Here is a 19,962-nt window from a genome sequence, read left to right as displayed (position 1 = left end):
GTTTGTACCATAAAATAGTATTTAGTAGAATTAATTGAATTTTAATTTAATTAGCAAAGTGGAAGGAGGATGAAAAGTTTGAAGAAAATAAAAAGTCAGTCTTTTGCTCTAAAGTCAAAGAATGAATGGAAAGAAAAAGCTGAGGCATCCTTAAAAGGAAAAACAGTTGAATCATTACAAACCATTACATATGAAAAAATAGTTTTGAAACCGCTTTATACCAAACAGAATGAGCAGTCCGTTGGAGAATTTCCAGGTGGTTCAGATTTCAGAAGAGGAGTTTACCCACTTGGATATATGACAAATGAATGGAAGACATCACAGCGTATTTTCTATCAAACACCGGGAGAATTGCAGGAGAAACTTCATAAATCATTTGAAAAAGGGCAATCTGCTATTTCTTTTGAAGTGAAGAAGGTATTGTTTGAGGCGGAAGAAAGCCTGGTAAACATTATAGCGGAATCTTATCATCACTACCCATTTGCTATTAATGCTAAAGATTTACAAACTTCATTTCTTGCTGAGGCAGCTAGATTGGATAAACTAGATCAAATTAACGGATATATTGGTTCCGATCCAATTGCGTTATTTGTTGAAGAAGGTCTTATTTCTGAAGAATTTTTCACTGAATGGGTAAAGAACATTCAGCTCTCAATGAGAAAATTCCCTAACTTACGCACGATCTTAATTGATACTGTTCCCTATCATAATGGAGGGGGGAATGCCGTTCAAGAACTTGGGATTGCCATAGCAGAAGGGGTATATTATCTTGAAAAGCTGCAGGAATCCGGAATGGATCTGGAAAAAATTTTAACAAAAATGATTTTCCAATTCTCGATAAGCAGTAACTATTTCATGGAGATTGCTAAACTACGGGCAGCAAGAGTACTGTGGAATCGAATTACCGAACTTTATGGTGCGAAAGATGACGTCCGTGGATTGATCATTGCTGCTGAAACTTCTTCTTTTACTAAAACCGTTCATGACCAGCATGTAAACTTACTTCGAGCTGGAAATGAAGCCTTTGCGGCGGTAATTGGGGGGGTACAGTTTTTACATGTAAGGCCTTACGATGAATACAATGGCACAACACCGTTTTCCGAGAGAATAGCTAGAAATATCCAACTTCTCTTAAAAGAAGAAGCACATCTGAAAAAAGTGATTGATCCTGCTGGGGGTTCATGGTATGTGGAAGAATTAACAAATCAGCTGGCTGAAAAGGCGTGGCAATTTTTTCAGAAAATCGAAGCCAACGGGGGTATCCTTGAAGTTTTAAAATCCAATTGGCTGCAGCAGGAAATTGCAGCTGTGTATGAAAAAATGAATATGGATACTCAAACAAGAAAGCAAAGTATTATCGGAACAAATGTCTATGCTAATTTAGATGAAAATGTAGCTAAAAAACCACTTTTAAAGGAAAATTTCCATTTTGCAGGCGGAGATCATTCGTTAATAAAAATTGAAGCTATTTACGGAAGGAGATTAGCCGAACCATTTGAAGAATTACGAAGTAAGGCAAAGAGTCTTAAAGAAAAAATAGGTTCTGCCCCATCTGTTGGCATGCTTTGTCTTGGTGAATTAAAACAGCATAAAGCAAGGCTTGATTTCATGAAGGGATTTCTTGCAGCTGGCGGTATAAGAGCAGTAGAGAGTAAACCTATTTTATCATTTGAGAATGCTAGACAGTTTGTTACAGAACATTCTGTTAACTACTTTTGCCTTTGTGGCACAAATGATCAGTATGAAATGATAGGGCACGAAATTATAACCTTATTAATCTCTAAATTCCCTGAGCGAAAATTTTATTTAGCGGGACTTCCTGAAAGAGAAAACCACTCCCGGTGGATGGATGATGGAATAACCCAATTTATTCACACAAAAAGCAACTGTTACGAAACCCTTTCGGTAATCCTTAATGATTTGGAGGTGAGGACAATTGAAGAAACAAAAGCCTAATTTTCAAAATATATCTTTGTTTAATAAGCAGAAACTCATAACTAAAGAAGAATGGCATGAAAAAATCAAACAGGAAATTGAAACTTCCATTGACGATTTACTATTTGAAACAAATGAGCAAATTGTCATAAAACCGCTTTATACAAAAGAGGATCGGGAAGGGTTAGAGCATATTGATGATCTTCCAGGACTTCCTCCATATACTAGAGGGCCTTATCCCACGATGTATGTGAACCGTCCATGGACGGTCAGGCAGTATGCAGGGTTTTCAACTGCTGAGGAAAGCAATGCCTTTTACCGTCGAAATCTGGCAATGGGACAAAAGGGATTATCGGTTGCCTTTGATTTAGCTACTCACCGGGGCTATGACTCTGATCATCCGCGTGTGGTGGGAGATGTTGGTAAAGCGGGTGTTGCGATTGATTCTATACTTGATATGAAGACACTTTTTGATGGGATACCCCTAGACCGAATGTCCGTTTCGATGACCATGAACGGAGCAGTTTTGCCAATCCTAGCTTTCTTCATCGTGACAGCTGAAGAACAAGGTGTAAGTCAAGAAAAACTTTCGGGAACGATCCAAAATGACATTTTAAAAGAATATATGGTTCGGAACACGTATATTTATCCGCCAGAAATGTCAATGAAAATCATTGCGGATATCTTTGAATATACGTCCAAATACATGCCGAAGTTTAATAGTATCAGTATTTCAGGCTACCACATGCAAGAAGCAGGGGCACCAGCGGACTTGGAATTGGCTTATACATTAGCTGATGGACTGGAATATGTTAGGACTGGTCTAAAAGCGGGGATTGAAATCGATTTATTTGCACCAAGGCTGTCGTTTTTCTGGGCAATCGGAATGAATTACTTCATGGAAGTCGCCAAAATGAGGGCGGCCCGATTGATTTGGGCAAAAATGATGAAATCCTTCCATCCTAATAATGAGAAGTCGTTAGCACTTCGTACCCATTCGCAAACATCTGGCTGGAGCTTGACTGAGCAGGATCCTTTTAACAATGTTACAAGAACATTAATCGAGGCACATGCGGCAGCAATGGGTCATACACAATCGCTGCATACGAATGCCTTGGATGAAGCAATAGCTTTACCAACAGATTTCTCAGCCCGCATTGCTCGTAACACTCAGTTGTTTTTACAAGAAGAAACTGGAATAACAAACGTAATCGACCCTTGGGCAGGATCTTATTATGTAGAAAAGCTGACCGATGAATTGGTTAATAGAGCTTGGACACATATTGAAGAAATAGAAGGTCTTGGGGGGATGGCGAAAGCGATTGAAACAGGCCTTCCGAAGATGAGAATCGAAGAGGCAGCGGCGAGAAGACAAGCTCAAATCGATTCGGGGAATGAAACAATTATCGGTGTTAATCGTTATCGCCTTGAAAAAGAAGAAGCAATTGATATTTTAGATATTGATAATACTGCTGTCCGGTTAAAGCAAATCGAAAAATTACATGCGTTAAAGGCCGGCCGTGATGACCAAAAGGTTGAAGAGGCACTTAGCGCATTAACAAAAGCAGCGGAAACAGGAGAGCAAAATTTATTAGAGCTTGCGGTTCAAGCGGCAAGAGTGAGAGCAACACTAGGAGAAATTTCCGATGCGATTGAGCGTGTTGCCAGTAGACATAAAGCGGTAATCCGTTCGATTAGTGGGGTTTATAGTACCGCATTTAGTAATGAAGAAGAAATTTTTGAAGTGAAAAAAATGACAGATGAATTTCTTGAGAATGAAGGAAGAAGGCCGAGGATTCTTATTGCAAAAATGGGACAGGACGGACATGACCGCGGGGCAAAGGTGATTGCCACTGCCTTCGCTGACCTTGGGTTTGATGTAGATATTGGCCCATTGTTCCAGACACCAGAAGAAACAGCGATGCAGGCTGTTGAAAACGATGTCCATGTAATTGGGATTAGTTCGCTTGCTGCAGGACATAAAACATTATTACCCCAGCTTGTCGAAGAATTAATAAAAGTAAAACGGGAAGATATTTTAATTGTCATCGGCGGTGTCATCCCAGCGCAGGATTATCAATTTTTATTTGAGCATGGTGCATCGGCCATCTTTGGTCCGGGAACTATTATCCCTGTTGCAGCGCAAAAGGTAATTAAGGAGATATATAGACAACTCGGTTATGAGGAAGTGGCACAATAAATGGGTACGGATCATAAACCGGAATGGAGCGACCCAAATAACCCGGAAAGCTGTTCAAGCATTGTCAGAAAGGGAGAGGAGCTTGAGGGTCAAGCTGCTTCCGTCAAAAAAAATATCCGCTTTCAAAAACGCATTTCTTCTGAGCCTGCGGTTGAGGAGCTCTATGAAGGGGTCATTAAAGGTGATAGAAGTATTCTGGCAAGGGCGATCACGCTTGTGGAGAGCAATGCCGAGCAGCATTTTCAAAAGGCACAGCAGCTGCTGCAAAAACTGCTGCAATATAGCGGGAAATCGATTCGGATTGGCATCACTGGAGTTCCTGGTGCAGGTAAAAGCACCTTTATCGAGGCATTTGGTACCTACCTTTGCAGCTTAGGACATCAAGTAGCCGTGTTAGCCATTGATCCAAGCTCAAGTATTAGCGGCGGCAGTATTCTTGGGGATAAAACAAGAATGGAACAATTGGCAAGAAACCCAAGAGCCTTTATTCGCCCTTCACCAACGGCGGGAAAGCTTGGCGGGGTTCATCGAAAAACGAGGGAAGCGATGGTACTATGTGAGGCTGCCGGTTTTGATGTCATCTTAATCGAAACGGTTGGTGTGGGCCAAAGTGAGGTCATTATTCGGGATATGGTCGATTTTTTCATGCTGCTTGTGCTGACGGGTGCAGGCGACGAGCTTCAGGGGATGAAAAAAGGGATTATGGAACTGGCTGATGCGATTCTCGTTCATAAAGCAGACGGTGCGAATAAACCGAAAGCAGAGCAAACAAGAAATGAGTATAATCGAATCCTCCACTTCCTGCAGCCTGCAACAAAAGGCTGGACAACAAAGGCTTATACATGTTCATCTTTGACCCATGAGGGGATCAGTGAAATCTGGAACGTCATCCAATCATTTGAACAAATAGGGAAAACGTCCGGAGTATTTGATAATAGAAGAAAAAACCAAGCACGGGAATGGCTCTTTTCGATGATAACCGACCAGCTCCTTTTTTCTTTTTATCATCATAAGGGAGTAAAAAGCGAGCTGCCAAAATTAGAAAATAAAGTGATTGCAGGGGAAACAACTGTCGCTTCTGCTGTTGAAACTTTATTCAATACCTTTTTAGCAATAAAAGAATGAGCTGACGTTTAGGGCTGTTTTCTTATTCCCTTCGTAAATAATTATTTTCATTTGGAAAAAACACATTTTAACTGTTATGATGTAGTTATGGACATAACGTAAAGGAGTGATTTTTTTATGAGCATGGATTTTAACCTTTTCATGAATGATGTGGTTAACCAGGCACGTCAAGAAATCGTGGCAGCTGGGTATAAAGAACTTAAAACAACTAAGGATGTTGAAGAGGCGTTATCACAAAAGGGAACAACCTTAGTCATGATCAATTCCGTTTGTGGATGCGCTGGTGGTGTGGCAAGACCTGCAGCAGCACATGCCGTTCATTATGATAAACGTCCTGATCACTTGGTCACCGTTTTTGCCGGGCAGGATAAAGAAGCAACTGAAACAGCACGGAGCTATTTCACCGGCTATCCGCCATCCTCTCCGTCTTTTGCACTATTGAAGGATGGAAAGATCTGCTCAATGGTCGAAAGACATCAAATCGAAGGCTTCGATCCTGCAACAGTCGTTTCAAGATTACAAAAAGAATTTGATGAATACTGTGAAGAATTTTAAAATGACATCGGAAGGACCAATTTCCTAAATGGAGATTGGTCTTTTTTTAATGGAAAAAAGTAACTGTAAAAAGCATAAACGAATTTTTAAAAATATATTTGCATAATTATTACTTTGTGTTAAAATACATTACATTGAATAATTATTAATAAAACAAACAATTAATCTTGAAAATTATAATATCTCAGGTATATAATAAATGTTTTAATTTTCAGATAAATTATAGGGGGAAAACATATGAAAAAGGCAGTTATTTTATTATTAACCATGATGATGTCAGTAGGTTTACTTGCAGCTTGTGGAACAAGTGAGAAAGAAAGTAAGAAAAGTGGAGATAAGAAGGAATTAGTGATGGCAACGTCTGCCGACTATCCTCCATTTGAATATGTTGAAACTGGAAAAAGTGATGAAATCGTTGGTTTTGATGTTGACCTGGCAAAAGCAATTGCGAAAAATCTTGGTTATGAAGTAAAAGTCAAAGATATGGACTTTGGCGGTTTAGTTCAATCACTTAAATCAGGACAAGCAGATTTTGTCTTAGCGGGAATGACACCAACAGAAAAAAGAAAGAAAAACGTTGATTTCAGTGATATTTATTATACAGCCCAGCACTTGGTTATTTCTAAAAAAGACAGTGGTATTGAAACAATTGAAGATTTAAAAGGTAAATCAGTTGGAGTACAGCTTGGTTCAATTCAAGAAGGAAAAGCAGAGGAAATCAATAAACAAGTTCCAATTAAAATTGAAAACCGTAACCGTATTCCGGATCTAATCCAAGAAATTAAATCAGGTCGTTTGGATGCAGCTATCATTGAGGACACTGTTGCAAAGGGCTATCTTGAAAAAGAAAAAGATTTTGCGGGCTTTACTATTAGTGATGATCCAGATGAAGCTGGTTCTGCGATTGCGTTTCCGAAAAATAGTGATTTAACAGCGAAGTTTAACAAAGAATTAAAGAAAATGAAAGAAAACGGCGAACTGCAAAAATTGGTTGTAAAGTGGTTCGGCGGGGAACAATAAGGTGTAATTTATTTCACTAGAGACGTTCGATACCTGAACGTCTTTACCATTTTTATTAAGAGAGGACGGATGATGAATGAACTTAGATTTTACTCCATTCATTCCCTCCATGCCATATATTTTAAAAGGGATTTTAGTGACCCTTCAGATTGTGCTTTTAGCCGGGGTATTGGGGTTTGTACTTGGAATTATTTTATCATTATTTAAAATTAGCTCAATAAAAATTCTTAGCTGGGTTGCAAATGTGTATACCTCGATTTTTCGCGGGACACCGTTAGTGTTGCAATTAATGTTAATTTATTATGGATCGCCACAGGTGATTGGTTATCAAATTGAACCATATACAGCGGCCATTTTATCGTTTGCACTTAATTCTGGTGCCTATATCTCTGAAATTATTCGTGCAGGAATTCTTGCCGTTGATAAAGGTCAGCAAGAAGCAGCAATGGCGTTAGGGGTGCCTTATGGAAAAATGATGTGGGATATCATCCTGCCACAGGCACTTAAAAATATTCTCCCGGCGTTGATGAATGAATTCATTTCCTTAACAAAAGAATCAGCAATTGTTACAACGATTGGGGTTATGGACATTATGCGCCGGTCTTATCAAGTGGGAGCAGAAAATTACTCGTTTTTTGAACCATTATTAATTGCCGGCTTGATCTATTATTTAATGGTGATTACCTTGACCTTCTTAGGAAAAGCGCTTGAGGGGAGAATGAGACGCAGTGATTAAGATCGAGAACTTGTACAAAAGCTATGGAAAACTGGAAGTTTTAAAGGGAATATCAACCACTATCAATTCGGGTGAAGTCGTTGCAATAATTGGCCCTTCAGGCTCAGGAAAATCTACATTCCTACGCTGTTTGAACCTACTTGAAGAACCATCGAATGGGAATATTTGGATTGGTGATCAAGATGTAACCGATAAAACAACAAATATTATGAAGGTACGGCAAAATGTAGGCATGGTTTTTCAACACTTTCAATTGTTTCCACATAAAACCGTTTTACAAAACCTTACTTATGCACCTATGAAGGTAAAAGGGATGTCGAAGGATCAAGCTGAAAAGATTGCCTACGGATTATTAGAAAAAGTAGGGTTATCTGAAAAAGCGAATGAATACCCAGCAAGATTGTCTGGCGGACAAAAACAGCGGGTGGCGATTGCCCGAGCACTAGCGATGGAGCCGGAGGTTATGCTTTTCGATGAACCAACGTCCGCTCTTGATCCGGAAATGGTTAAAGAGGTTTTAGAGGTAATGAAATCACTGGCCCATACTGGGATGACGATGGCAATTGTGACACATGAAATGGGTTTTGCAAGAGAAGTAGCTGACAGGGTTCTGTTCCTTGATGGAGGGGTACTCGTTGAAGATGCATCACCAAAAGAATTCTTTGCTAATCCAAAGAGCCAGCGAGCCCAGGATTTCTTACAAAAAGTGCTATAATATTACTAAAAGATGGTCTTGATGATCATCTTTTTTCTTTAACTCGAGGAATAGTCTTTATTTGTTTGATGCAAAATTCTCAAAGTCCAGTAAAATAAATTCTGATAAAAAAGGAAAGGGGCTGTTCGATTCGAACAGCCCCTTCATATATGTTTAGGAAAGAAATGAACCAATTCCAATTAGGAGAGTTGAGGCAAGCATAGCGAAAAGCATTAAATAAACGATAAATTTTCTTGTTTTCTTATTTTTCAAAAATAGAACCTCCCAAACATTTAGGTTTTATTTATATTGTACAGGGAAAAGTCCAAATGGACAACGGAACTACTTAGCAATTTGGGAAGGATTTATGAATTTTTTACCGAATACAATAATTGTCGAATTAATTTTAATAATGAAACAGAGGGGTAAACATGATTAAAAAAGTCGACCATATCGGAATTGCTGTGAAGTCTCTTGATGAAACACTACCTTTTTATACTGAGGTGTTAAAGCTGTCTTTGTTAGGCGTTGAAGAGGTTGAAAGTCAAAAGGTCAAGGTCGCATTTTTGCAAGCAGGTGAAACGAAGCTCGAACTGCTTGAGCCGACATCGGTGGAAAGTTCAATTGCTACTTTTATCGAAAAGCGTGGTGAGGGGATCCACCATGTGGCACTTGGTGTTACATCAATTAAAGAAAGGATTTCCGAAATGAAAGAAAAAGGGATTCGCATGATTGATGAGGCGCCTAGACCCGGTGCAGGAGGAGCAAATATTGCCTTCATGCATCCAAAATCGGCATCAGGGGTATTATATGAGCTTTGTGAAAAGAAGGGGATGAAGGGGTAACATGCTAGATATCTATGAAAAAATAAATGAATTATATGATAAGCGCAGAGAAGTCGAGCTTGGTGGCGGTGACGAGCGAATCGAGAAACAGCATGATAAAGGAAAATTGACAGCAAGAGAAAGAATTGAAATGTTAGTAGATAGGGGAACGTTTGTCGAATTGAATCCGTTCATTGAACACCGCACGAATGATTTTGGTCTTGATGGACAAAAAGGACCTGGCGACGGGGTTGTGACAGGATTCGGAAAAGTAAATGGAAGGCCCATTTATTTATTCTCACAAGACTTTACTGTTTTTGGCGGTGCACTAGGGGAAATGCATGCGAAAAAAATAGCGAATGTCATGGATTTAGCAGCTAAAAATGGTACGCCATTTGTTGGTCTAAATGACTCCGGCGGAGCACGGATTCAAGAAGGGGTTGTTTCGCTTGATGGCTATGGGCATATTTTTTATCGAAACGCCATATATTCTGGTGTAATCCCACAAATCTCTGTCATTATGGGTCCCTGTGCCGGCGGCGCCGTCTATTCACCGGCAATTACCGATTTTGTATTTATGGTTGAAAAAACAAGCCAAATGTTTATTACCGGACCGAAAGTTATTGAAACGGTAACCGGGGAAAAAATTTCTGCAGAAGATCTTGGCGGTGCGAATGTTCATAACTCCATCAGTGGAAATGCCCATTTTCAAGCTGAATCTGAAGCAGAGGTTCTAGAAAATGTCCGCAGGCTTTTAAGCTATCTTCCGCAAAATAATGAAGAAAAGCCACCTACAGTTGAGGTGGAGGACGATTACGATTATCGTCCTGAATTAACGGATGTGATCCCTTTTGATGCTGTAAGGCCTTATGATGTCCGTAAAGTGATTGAACATGTTACAGATGCCGACTCCTTTATGGAAATTCAAAAGAATTTTGCTAAAAATATTGTTGTCGGATTTGCGAGAATTAAAGGTGAAACAGTTGGATTAGTCTGCAATCAGCCGAAGGTGATGGCTGGAGGCCTGGATATTGATTCATCCGATAAAGCGGCTCGATTTATCCGCACCTGCGATTCTTTTAATATCCCAATCATTACGTTTGAAGATGTAACCGGTTTCTTCCCGGGGGTTAAGCAGGAGCATGGGGGTATCATCCGCCATGGGGCGAAGATTTTATTTGCTTATTCAGAAGCAACAGTGCCGAAGCTGACGGTGATTTTAAGAAAGGCTTATGGAGGTGCCTATGTGGCGTTAAATAGTAAGTCCATTGGTGCTGACCTGGTATTTGCCTGGCCAAATGCGGAAATTGCCGTCATGGGGCCGCAAGGTGCTGCAAATATAATTTTTGCCAAAGAGATTACTAATAGCGAAAATCCTGAAATGATAAGACAGCAAAAAATTGATGAATACCGGGAAAAGTTTGCTAATCCGTATGTAGCAGCAAGCAGAGGGATGGTCGATGATGTCATCGATCCTCGGGAAACAAGAATAAAAATTATTCAAGCGTTGGAAATGCTGCGGAATAAAAAAGAATCGAGACCATACAAAAAACATGGTAATATTCCACTTTAATTTGATTCACCATTTCTTTCATTTGATGATATGAATATGAAAGAGGTATACTGATATAAGAAAAGTGTCAGCACCTGTTTAGCGGCATATGGATTGGACGCTCCATATGAGATAAAGTAAACACGATGAAAGTAAGCTAGTCGTTGTTGACTTATCGGAATGAGGAGAGGATCTCACGCCGCTGGGTGCTGGAGCTGGACAAAAGTGAGTACATAATTGGAGGATCAATAAAAATGGTGAATCAAGAACGTCTTTTGAATGAATTTTTAGAACTTGTGCAAATTGACTCAGAAACGAAATATGAGACTGAGATTGCCAAGGTATTAAAGCAAAAATTTACTGATTTAGGTCTTGATGTCTTTGAAGATGATACAACCGCTGTAACAGGACATGGTGCAGGAAACCTATTTTGCACGCTTGCAGCAACAAAAGAGGGCGTCGACCCAATTTATTTTTCCTGCCACATGGATACCGTGACACCGGCGAAAGGCGTAAAGCCATCAATTAAAGATGGTTACGTCGTTACTGATGGCACCACCATCTTAGGTGCCGATGATAAAACTGGTATTGCGGTTATGCTTGAAACAATCCGTTTATTAAAAGAAAACAATCTTCCTCATGGCATGATTCAATTTGTGATTTCTGTTGGCGAAGAATCCGGCCTTCATGGTGCAAAAGCGATAGATCCATCATTGCTGAAAGCGAAATATGGTTATGCCCTTGACAGTGATGGATTAGTTGGGAACGTGGTTGTCGCAGCCCCAACGCAAGCAAAAGTAAAAGCTGTTATTTACGGCAAAACTGCTCATGCTGGTGTCGCTCCAGAAAAAGGAGTGTCTGCAATTACAATTGCAGCAAAATCGATTGCAAAGATGCCGCTCGGAAGAATTGACCATGAAACGACTGCAAATATTGGTCGTTTTGAAGGTGGGCAAGCAACGAATATCGTTTGCGACCGCGTTGATATTTTAGCAGAAGCGCGTTCGCTTATTCCTGAAAAAATGGAAGCACAGGTAAGCAAAATGAAAGAAGCATTTGAAACAGTTGCTTCAGAAATGGGCGGCAGTGCAGAAGTTGATATAGAAATTATGTATCCAGGCTTTAAATTTGGTGAGGGCGATCAGGTAGTTGAAATTGCCCGTAAAGCAGCTGCCAAAATTGGACGCAGCTGCGAACTGCAGCATAGCGGCGGCGGCAGTGACGCCAACGTATTTAATGGTTTTAACATACCAACTGTAAACCTTGCAGTTGGCTATGAAGAAATCCATACCACTAACGAGCGTATGCCGCTTGAAGAGTTATATAAACTCGCAGAAATGACGATAGCGATTATCGACGAAGTGACAAATCAATAATTGCATCAAACGAAGGAGAGCCATTGGTTCTCCTTTTTGCTAGTCGAAAGGAAAGTATAACTTTCCTTTCAGGCATAAGTGCACTAAGGAATGCTTCGTGAGCATAAGCATCACAGTCGAAAAGCTGTGCTTTTCGACGAACTATGCCTAATCTCCGCCTTTACGGCTTGCCAATCGGCAAGTTTTCTTTATACTTAAGGGGAATAAATGTTTTAAGGGTGTGTTCGGTGTGAAGGAAATGTATCCTAAGAACGGACGGGTCATTTTACATGTGGATATGAATAGCTTTTATGCTTCAGTTGAAATGGCCTATGATCCGACACTTAAGGGCAAACCGCTGGCGATTGCCGGGAACGTTGAGGAGCGGAGAGGGATAATTGTTACTTGTAGCTATGAAGCAAGGAAGTTTGGCGTCAAAACAACAATGCCGCTGTGGGAAGCGAAAAGGCTTTGTCCACAACTAATTATTAGGACACCAAATTTTGACCGTTACCGGGCCGCATCGATGGGAATGTTCGATATTCTAAGGCAATATTCTACTCTCGTTGAACCTGTTTCGATTGATGAGGGTTATATGGATATTACGGAAAGTTTTGAATTTGGCAGCCCCATCGAAATCGCCGAAAGTATTCAAAAACGAGTATTTGAACAGCTCGACTTACCTTGTAGCATTGGCATTGCCCCAAATAAATTTTTAGCAAAAATGGCTTCTGATATGAAGAAACCAATGGGGATTACTATCCTTCGTAAACGTGATATACCTAAGGTTCTTTGGCCGTTGAATACGAATGAAATGCATGGGGTTGGAAAAAAGACGGCGGAAAAGCTGACAACGATTGGCATTCACACGATAGGCGATTTAGCAAAAGGTAATGAAATTCAACTTAAATCACTTCTTGGTATTAATGGGCTTCGGATAAAAGAGAGGGCAAATGGCATTGATCACCGGCCGGTTGACCCAGAATCAATTGAAGAGTTTAAAAGTATTGGCAATTCCACAACCCTGCCTAGAGACATTAGCAATCAACAAGAGCTTTTTCATGTACTGGAGTCCTTGGCGGAAACCGTTTCTGTTAGATTGAAGCGAAAAAATGTCCTGGCATCTGCATTGGCCATAACAATTCGATATAAAGATCGGAGGACAATTACTAGAAGCAAGAAACTTTCGAATCCTATTCATCAAAAAGAGGACATTTCAGCGTTTGCTAAACAGCTTTTTCTAAAATCCTGGAATGGGGATTCCGTTCGGTTGTTGGGGATTACCGGGAATGAATTAGTTGACCATGATCATGCTTTTAAACAGTTAGATTTGTTTTCTTATGAAAAGGATGCCAAAAAAGAACCGCTGCTTAAAACCCTTTCCAGTCTTCGTGATAAGTATGGAAAAAATATTATTGAAAATGCAGGGTCACATAATGTAGATCCCGCTCATAAAATAGGAACTGGAACGAGCTTTAATAAAGATTTTCTGCGCTCTTACCCTGATAAAAAGAAAGATAAGGACTAAAAAGCTCCACTTTGCCAACTTAACAAAGTGGAGCTTTTGTTGCTTATTTACAAATATCTACTTCTAAATCTGATACAGGCCACCAGAAGCGGCCGTCTTTTTCTAAGAGCTCATCCGCTTCCTTAGGACCCATTGATCCGGACTCGTAATTAGGAAATGCTGCTTTTGTTTTTTCCCAAACAGCCGAGATTTTATCAACAAAAGCCCAGGAATAGGCCACTTCATCCCAATGAGTAAAATTGGTGGCATCACCGCGCATGCAATCGTAAAGAAGTTTCTCATAGCCTTCGGGAGTATTCATGGCATGAACCCCCGTATTAGCGAAGCTAAGTTTCACCTCTTGAGCATCCAAGTGCCCGCCTGCTTTCTTGGCATTAAGATGTAGGGTAATCCCTTCCTCGGGTTGGATATGGATCACGAGTAGGTTAGGATTCAGCATTTTTTCAGGTTGATAATATAAATTCATTGGAATATCCTTAAACTGAATAACAATTTTCGTTGATTTCGCGGACATTCTTTTGCCAGTGCGAATATAAAAAGGAACACCGGCCCAGCGAAAATTATCAATCATGATTTTGCCGGCAACAAAGGTTTCGGTATTCGACTCGTTGTCCACCATTGCTTCATCACGGTATTTTGGAACCTGCTTATCCTCAATTGTGCCCTCAGCATACTGTCCACGGACAAAATAGTCATTCACTTTATCACCTTCGATAGTTCGAAGCGCTCTAAATACTCTTACCTTCTCGGAACGAATTTCATCCGTTGTTAGGTTAATTGGCGGCTCCATTGCCAGCAATGCTACCATTTGCAGCATATGGTTTTGCAGCATATCCCTTAGTGCCCCGCTTGTTTCGTAATATCGTCCACGTTCTTCAACACCTAGGGTTTCACTCGAGGTAATTTGAATATTAGAGATATACCGGTTATTCCAAAGCGGTTCAAAAATAGCATTGGCAAAACGGATGACTTCAATGTTTCGAACCATTTCTTTTCCTAAATAGTGATCAATCCTGTAGATCTCTTTTTCGGAAAAAGCACTTCTAATTTGCTTGTTTAATTCTTTGGCAGATTCTAGGTCGTGTCCGAATGGTTTTTCAATCACAAGCCTTTTATAGCCTTTCACATCTGTTAACCCATCAGATTTTAGATGTAAGGCAATCGTGCCGAAAAATTCCGGTGCCATTGCGAGATAAAAGATACGGTTCCCCTCAAGGTGATAATTTTCATCAATCTGATCGGCAAATGTTCTTAATTGTACATATGAGTTTGAATCCGCCACATCATGTGATTGATAGTAAAAATGGGAGATAAATTCATCAAGATTATCCTTATTCCCTAAAGCAGATTCGACCGATTCTTTTACTGATTGTTGGAACTCTTCATTCGTTAAAGTCCTTCTAGCAACACCAATTACCGCAAACTTATCTAATTTATTGCGTGAAAATAATCGGTAAAGGGAAGGAAATAACTTCCGTTTTGCTAAATCACCTGTTGCTCCAAAAATCATAATTAATGAAGTCATGTTTTGCTCCACGTTTTGAACCCTCTCTTCTAAAAGCCTGATGCTTATGTAATAGTTTTATCAATTATTAAATTTAGCTGTTTCGTTTAGGTTTCGCAAATATATTGTTTTGCATGTAAACATTTATAGGTGATTCTTTTTTCTAGATTTAGATCGAAGAGCATTTAAAGGGAGTTTGTGATATATTATCACTATTGAATAATGGTACGGAGAAGAGAGGAGCTTTGATTATGGATGTTTTTTTCTTAGGTACAGGAGCAGGAATGCCGGCCAAGCTTCGTAATGTGACATCGATTGCACTTAAATTACTGGAAGAGCGGGGGGCTGTTTGGTTATTTGATGCCGGTGAGGCTACCCAGCATCAAATTTTACATACATCAATCAAACCGCGTAGAATTGAAAAAATTTTCATAACCCACCTTCATGGTGATCATATTTATGGTCTGCCTGGTTTGTTATCGAGCCGTTCTTTTCAAGGCGGGGAATCAGAGGTAACAGTCTACGGGCCCAAAGGGATTAAAGAATACATTCAAGTAAGTTTATCTTTAAGCCAGACTTATTTAAAATATCCGTTAACGGTGATCGAAATCACTGAGGGCATTATTTTTGAAGATGAACAGTTTACAGTCGAAGCACTCATACTTGAACACGGTATTCCTTCTTACGGCTACCGAATTATAGAAAAGGATCGGCCAGGTACATTGCTTGCTGATAAGCTGAAGGAGACAGGAGTACAGCCAGGGCCCATTTTTCGAAAAATCAAAAATGGTGAAACCGTCACACTTGAAGATGGCAGGGTTATTGAACCTGGTGAGTTTCTCGGGCCTTCCCAAAAAGGTCGTATTGTCACAATTCTTGGCGATACCAGATATTGTGAAAATGCGCTGTTGTTAGCAAAAAATGCCGATCTTTTGATCCATGAAGCAACCTTCTCAAAAGGGGAAGAAAAGCTTGCGTTTGATTATTTCCATTCAACAACCCATCAGGCTGCAGATATTGCTTTACAGTCTGAGTGTAAGCAGTTGTGCCTAACCCATATTAGTTCTCGTTATGACCGAAATACTTGGAGCGAATTAGTAGAAGAGGCGAAGGAAGTTTTTCTGAATACGGAGATCGCGGAGGATTTTAAAGAAATAAATATCCCACTCAAGTAATATAAAAAAGCACTTTCCATTATTATGGCGAGTGCTTTCGTTTTTGTCATTTTATATCCAGCCGCGCTCGTATTGTTTTGGTGCTTCAATGCTTACACCGAGTTCTTTTGCAGCTGTTCTTGGCCAATAGGGATCGCGCAGTAATTCACGGGCTAATAAGACTAAGTCCGCTCGATCATTTTGTAAAATTTCCTCAGCTTGTATCGGAGAAGTGATTAAACCTACAGCACCTGTTAAGATATCAACGCCATTCTTTATCGTTTCCGAATATTTTACCTGATAGCCCGGATAGACGTTAATATTTGCAGGGACAACTGCTCCTGAGCTTACATCGATTAAATCGACGCCTTGCTCTTTCATCCACTCGGCGAATGTTATGTAATCTTCTGCGGTTAAGCCTTCTTTATGGTAATCATGAGCAGATACTCTGACAAATAACGGACCGTTCCAAACAGTCTTAACGGCATCAATTACCTCACGCAGGATCCGATAACGGTTTTTAACAGAACCTCCGTATTCATCGCTTCTTTTATTAGAAAGAGGTGAGAGGAATTCGTTAAGCAGATATCCGTGTGCACCATGAAGCTCAATGACATCGAAACCAGCTTTTGCTGCTCGTTCTGCCCCCTTTTTAAAGGCCTGGACTGTTTCTTCAATATCTGATTTTGTCATTTCCTTAGGTGCTTTTGATTTTTCATTAAAGGCGATTGCAGATGGAGCGACAATTTCGCCATCTAAAACGGCTTTCCTGCCGGCATGGGCTAGTTGAATTCCCGTTTTTGCTCCATGCTCTTTCATTAGACTAACAAGCTCTTGAAAGCCCTCAACATGCTCATCACTCCAGATTCCTAAATCCTGTGGTGAGATCCGCCCTTGTGGTGTTACCGCAGTTGCTTCCACAATAATAAGACCGACCTGACCAACTGCTCTTGCTGTGTAATGAGTGCGATGCCAGTTCTGTACGTGCCCATCTTTGTTGTGGCTTGAGTACATGCACATTGGTGACATCACAATTCTGTTTTTTAGCGTAACCCCCTTAATTGTTAGGGGAGAAAATAATTTTGCTGTCATTCTGCTATCCCTCCTGTACGTTAATAAACCACTTTTAGTATAGCAAATGACCAAAAAAAATGTAAAATTCTGCTTTTTAGTCTTTCTCTCGGAGCTCACTTAACCGATAGGTTGTTCCTCGCCAGACAATTCCTCCGCGTTTAAAGGTCAGAAAGCTTGCCCGTATAATGGAATAGATAAATAGTAAAGCAGTAATCGGTAAAACAACAAACATGGCCGGCGAGAAAACTGTCATTCTCTTAATGATGACGACGTAAAGAATTCCGCTGGTCACAATATTCCCTAGGCTTAGAAGGGCAATCGTTTTGTTCGCAGAGAAAATGGTCAGGAATGGAAGGACATTCGTGACAAACACACCGAAAATTGAAAAGAATACCATACTGATACGATAATTTAACCCCGCAAATGTATTTTTTTCAAGCCCGATAAACGCCTCTTTCAGGCTTCCATACCATTCAACCTCGATTAGGTGAAGTGCAGTGACAATTCTTTGACGGTAGCCAGCCCTTTTCATTTTCATCCCCAGCTGTAAGTCGTCATCGGGTCTCATTTTAATTTTTTCATGCGTGCCAAACGCTTCATAAGCCTTCTGGGAAACAAGATTGAATGCCCCAATTCCTGTTCCAATCTTGGATTTTGGATTGTTTGCCATCCATGGACGTTTAAAATAGGAAAATCCAAAAAGAAAAAAGGCAACAAAGGACTTCAGCCAAAAACGGTTTGCGTGTAAATTGGGTGCTGCCGTTAAATGGTCGAGTTGATGTTTTTCAAAGTAATACAGAGCTTTAGCGAATGCCTCTTTCTTATATTTTACATCGGCATCTGTAAATAATATCCATTTCCCTGAAGCTTGAAGTGCTCCCTTATACAGGGCGTGATTTTTACCAAGCCAGCCTTTAGGTAATTCATTTATGTGAATAACCTGTATTCTTGGGTCTTCCTTCAGTAGTTCGTTCATGATTATGCCGGTGTTATCTGTGGAACGGTCATTGACAAGAATCCATTCGACTTCTTTATACGTTTGCTTTAACTGACTAAGGATACTTGCTTTGATTTGTTTTTCTTCATTACGCGCTGCCACGATTACAGATAGTAATGGCCCAGTATTTAGTTCTGGTTCTTTTTCAAGAGAGGCTAAATTCCGTAAACCAATCAGTGCATCTAAAAGAAAAACAAGCCAAACAAGAATACCCAATGTGAATAAAACGAATAGAATGCTTTCCATTTCTCCAGCCCTTTACCTTAAATTAAACAACTTATGTTTAGTTTAAGGTAAAGGGGGACAAACATACCACTATTATACTGCCTTAACGGGTAGTAGATTCCCAACTTCAAGACTTTGAGGACAAATAGGAAAAGTAGGGGAGCAACCGCCCGTAAAAGCCCAATTAGTAGAACCAACATCAGCGGGGGAGCGTCAAAATCCTAGCTGATGAAAGTTTCACTTTAAGAGGGTTTCCCAACCTTAAACTGCGAGCATAAGGCGTTTCCCATCTTTTTCGATTGGGCTGTTGCTGCTTGAATACAAGAAATGAATGCTTGCTGGACCCCATTTTCCTCCAGAATACGAATCCCAGCCTCAGTTGTCCCGCCAGGGCTTGTTACATCCCGACGTAATTGTTCAGATGATTTGGAGGAGTTTCTCACCATTTCTGCAGCGCCGATAAGGGTTTGCACTATGAGTTCCTTAGCCATTTCCTTTTCGAGACCAATCTTGACTGCACTATTTTCCATTGCTTCGATAAGATAATAAATATAGGCGGGTCCACTTCCAGACAGTCCTGTTACGGCGTCAAGCTGTTCTTCCTCGACAAACCTGGCTAAACCCACGGTTCTAAAGAGTTTCTTTGTTGTTTCCAGTTGATCATCGGAGACACGGTCATTTACTGCAATGGCAGTCGCCGATTTTCCGACCGCTGCAGAGGTATTTGGCATTGCCCTTGCAATCGAAAGTGATTTTCTTGCTAATGTTTCGATGGTATTCATCGAAACACCTGCTAAAACGGAAACCACTAGCATCTGCTCACTCAGGTGTTCGCGAATAGTATCGATTGCTGAGTCCGCATCTTTGGGTTTCATCGCTAACATGACAATATCTGTACCTTCAAAAAGTGTATTTAAATCATAGGTACTGCGAATGCCATAACGCTCTTTAAGACACTCTAGCCTTTTTTCATTTGAATTATTTGTCACCCAAACATTTTGTCTATCAATTAAACCATTTTCAAGAATACCTGAAATGAAGGCTTCAGCCATCGAACCAGCACCAATAATTGCGATTTTTCTCATTGATATTCCTCCTTTTTTCGAAAAAATACAAAAAGACCCTTCATCCATAAAGGACGAAAGGTCTAGCTTCCGCGGTACCACCTTCATTTACCCTTGTTGAATGTTTGTAACAAGGGTTCACTCGACTCCCGATAACGTGGGATTACGTTAGGTTTACCTAAGTGCTCATAAGGTAGGTTCAATGATCAAGAGGGCGGTGAAATCTTTCAGCCGTCGAACTTCACTCTCTTTCGCCATTTCTCATTTACTAGCCTTACTCATTGCTTTCAACGAATTAAATTTTAATAGTGATTATCCTTGAAAGACAGCCTGCCTGTCAAGTGGTAAATATTATAATTTTTTATATTTCTAAAAAATTATGCGAAAATAATGACAATTAAGGGGAAAATCGCTACACTT

The 19,962-nt window shown here is 40.2% G+C and carries 17 protein-coding genes; 12 read left to right on the top strand and 5 right to left on the bottom strand.

Annotated features, from left to right (window positions below; genetic code table 11):
* The first annotated feature begins 69 nt into the window (after nucleotides 1–69).
* The 7 genes from QNH20_RS17900 (at nucleotide 70) to QNH20_RS17870 (ending at nucleotide 8,286) form a co-directional block, all read left to right on the top strand.
* Nucleotides 70–1,956, top strand: a complete 1,887-nt coding sequence (locus tag QNH20_RS17900) for a methylmalonyl-CoA mutase subunit beta (RefSeq protein ID WP_283919333.1) — start codon at nucleotides 70–72, stop codon at nucleotides 1,954–1,956.
* On the top strand, nucleotides 1,937–4,135 hold the full coding sequence (scpA, locus tag QNH20_RS17895) for a methylmalonyl-CoA mutase (protein ID WP_283919332.1): 2,199 nt from the start codon (nucleotides 1,937–1,939) through the stop codon (nucleotides 4,133–4,135). Before QNH20_RS17900 ends, scpA begins: the two co-directional genes overlap by 20 nt.
* A complete protein-coding gene (gene meaB / locus QNH20_RS17890) occupies nucleotides 4,136–5,260 on the top strand; it encodes a methylmalonyl Co-A mutase-associated GTPase MeaB (RefSeq protein ID WP_283919331.1) in 1,125 nt (374 codons plus the stop codon). It begins immediately after the preceding gene.
* A 117-nt stretch (nucleotides 5,261–5,377) separates the two neighbouring features.
* Nucleotides 5,378–5,815, top strand: a complete 438-nt coding sequence (locus QNH20_RS17885; protein ID WP_283919330.1) for a BrxA/BrxB family bacilliredoxin — start codon at nucleotides 5,378–5,380, stop codon at nucleotides 5,813–5,815.
* A 237-nt stretch (nucleotides 5,816–6,052) separates the two neighbouring features.
* Nucleotides 6,053–6,835 (top strand): transporter substrate-binding domain-containing protein, encoded by a 783-nt coding sequence (locus QNH20_RS17880; RefSeq protein WP_283919329.1) that lies wholly within the window; start codon nucleotides 6,053–6,055, stop codon nucleotides 6,833–6,835.
* 76 nt (nucleotides 6,836–6,911) lie between these two features.
* Nucleotides 6,912–7,571: an amino acid ABC transporter permease gene (locus tag QNH20_RS17875; protein WP_283919328.1), complete on the top strand. Its 660-nt coding sequence runs from the start codon at nucleotides 6,912–6,914 to the stop codon at nucleotides 7,569–7,571.
* Nucleotides 7,564–8,286 (top strand): amino acid ABC transporter ATP-binding protein, encoded by a 723-nt coding sequence (locus QNH20_RS17870; RefSeq protein ID WP_283919327.1) that lies wholly within the window; start codon nucleotides 7,564–7,566, stop codon nucleotides 8,284–8,286. Before QNH20_RS17875 ends, QNH20_RS17870 begins: the two co-directional genes overlap by 8 nt.
* A gap of 153 nt (nucleotides 8,287–8,439) precedes the next feature.
* Here QNH20_RS17870 and prli42 read toward each other — a convergent pair whose 3' ends face one another.
* A complete protein-coding gene (prli42, locus tag QNH20_RS17865) occupies nucleotides 8,440–8,538 on the bottom strand; it encodes a stressosome-associated protein Prli42 (RefSeq protein ID WP_283919326.1) in 99 nt (32 codons plus the stop codon).
* Between the two features lie 158 nt (nucleotides 8,539–8,696).
* Between prli42 and mce the strand changes: the two genes are divergently transcribed.
* The 4 genes from mce (at nucleotide 8,697) to QNH20_RS17845 (ending at nucleotide 13,524) form a co-directional block, all read left to right on the top strand.
* On the top strand, nucleotides 8,697–9,110 hold the full coding sequence (mce, locus tag QNH20_RS17860; protein ID WP_283919325.1) for a methylmalonyl-CoA epimerase: 414 nt from the start codon (nucleotides 8,697–8,699) through the stop codon (nucleotides 9,108–9,110).
* A gap of 1 nt (nucleotide 9,111) precedes the next feature.
* On the top strand, nucleotides 9,112–10,662 hold the full coding sequence (locus QNH20_RS17855; protein ID WP_283919324.1) for an acyl-CoA carboxylase subunit beta: 1,551 nt from the start codon (nucleotides 9,112–9,114) through the stop codon (nucleotides 10,660–10,662).
* A 233-nt stretch (nucleotides 10,663–10,895) separates the two neighbouring features.
* The gene (locus tag QNH20_RS17850; protein ID WP_283919323.1) at nucleotides 10,896–12,017 is read left to right on the top strand and encodes a tripeptidase T; all 1,122 of its coding nucleotides are present in this window, start codon (nucleotides 10,896–10,898) and stop codon (nucleotides 12,015–12,017) included.
* A gap of 229 nt (nucleotides 12,018–12,246) precedes the next feature.
* Nucleotides 12,247–13,524, top strand: a complete 1,278-nt coding sequence (locus QNH20_RS17845) for a DNA polymerase IV (protein WP_283919322.1) — start codon at nucleotides 12,247–12,249, stop codon at nucleotides 13,522–13,524.
* Nucleotides 13,525–13,567: 43 nt separating this feature from the next.
* On the opposite strand, the gene zwf is transcribed toward QNH20_RS17845, so the two are convergent.
* Entirely contained in the window at nucleotides 13,568–15,049 is a 1,482-nt protein-coding gene (zwf, locus tag QNH20_RS17840) for a glucose-6-phosphate dehydrogenase (RefSeq protein ID WP_481858109.1), read from the bottom strand.
* Between the two features lie 230 nt (nucleotides 15,050–15,279).
* Between zwf and rnz the strand changes: the two genes are divergently transcribed.
* Nucleotides 15,280–16,203 carry a ribonuclease Z gene (gene rnz, locus QNH20_RS17835; RefSeq protein ID WP_283919320.1) on the top strand — a complete coding sequence of 308 codons (924 nt, stop codon included), beginning with the start codon at nucleotides 15,280–15,282 and terminating at the stop codon, nucleotides 16,201–16,203.
* A 51-nt stretch (nucleotides 16,204–16,254) separates the two neighbouring features.
* Here rnz and namA read toward each other — a convergent pair whose 3' ends face one another.
* From namA to proC, 3 genes are all read right to left on the bottom strand, one after another.
* A complete protein-coding gene (gene namA / locus QNH20_RS17830; protein WP_283919319.1) occupies nucleotides 16,255–17,274 on the bottom strand; it encodes an NADPH dehydrogenase NamA in 1,020 nt (339 codons plus the stop codon).
* A gap of 76 nt (nucleotides 17,275–17,350) precedes the next feature.
* Nucleotides 17,351–18,499, bottom strand: coding sequence for a glycosyltransferase family 2 protein (locus QNH20_RS17825; RefSeq protein WP_283919318.1), 1,149 nt, complete (start codon nucleotides 18,497–18,499; stop codon nucleotides 17,351–17,353).
* Between the two features lie 221 nt (nucleotides 18,500–18,720).
* Entirely contained in the window at nucleotides 18,721–19,563 is an 843-nt protein-coding gene (proC, locus tag QNH20_RS17820; RefSeq protein WP_283919317.1) for a pyrroline-5-carboxylate reductase, read from the bottom strand.
* Between the last annotated feature and the right edge of the window lie 399 nt (nucleotides 19,564–19,962).

This window comes from Neobacillus sp. WH10 (assembly GCF_030123405.1).
In the GTDB taxonomy this organism is placed as follows: Bacteria; Bacillota; Bacilli; order Bacillales; family Cytobacillaceae; genus Neobacillus.
This window is presented reverse-complemented; position numbering and strand designations above follow the sequence as displayed.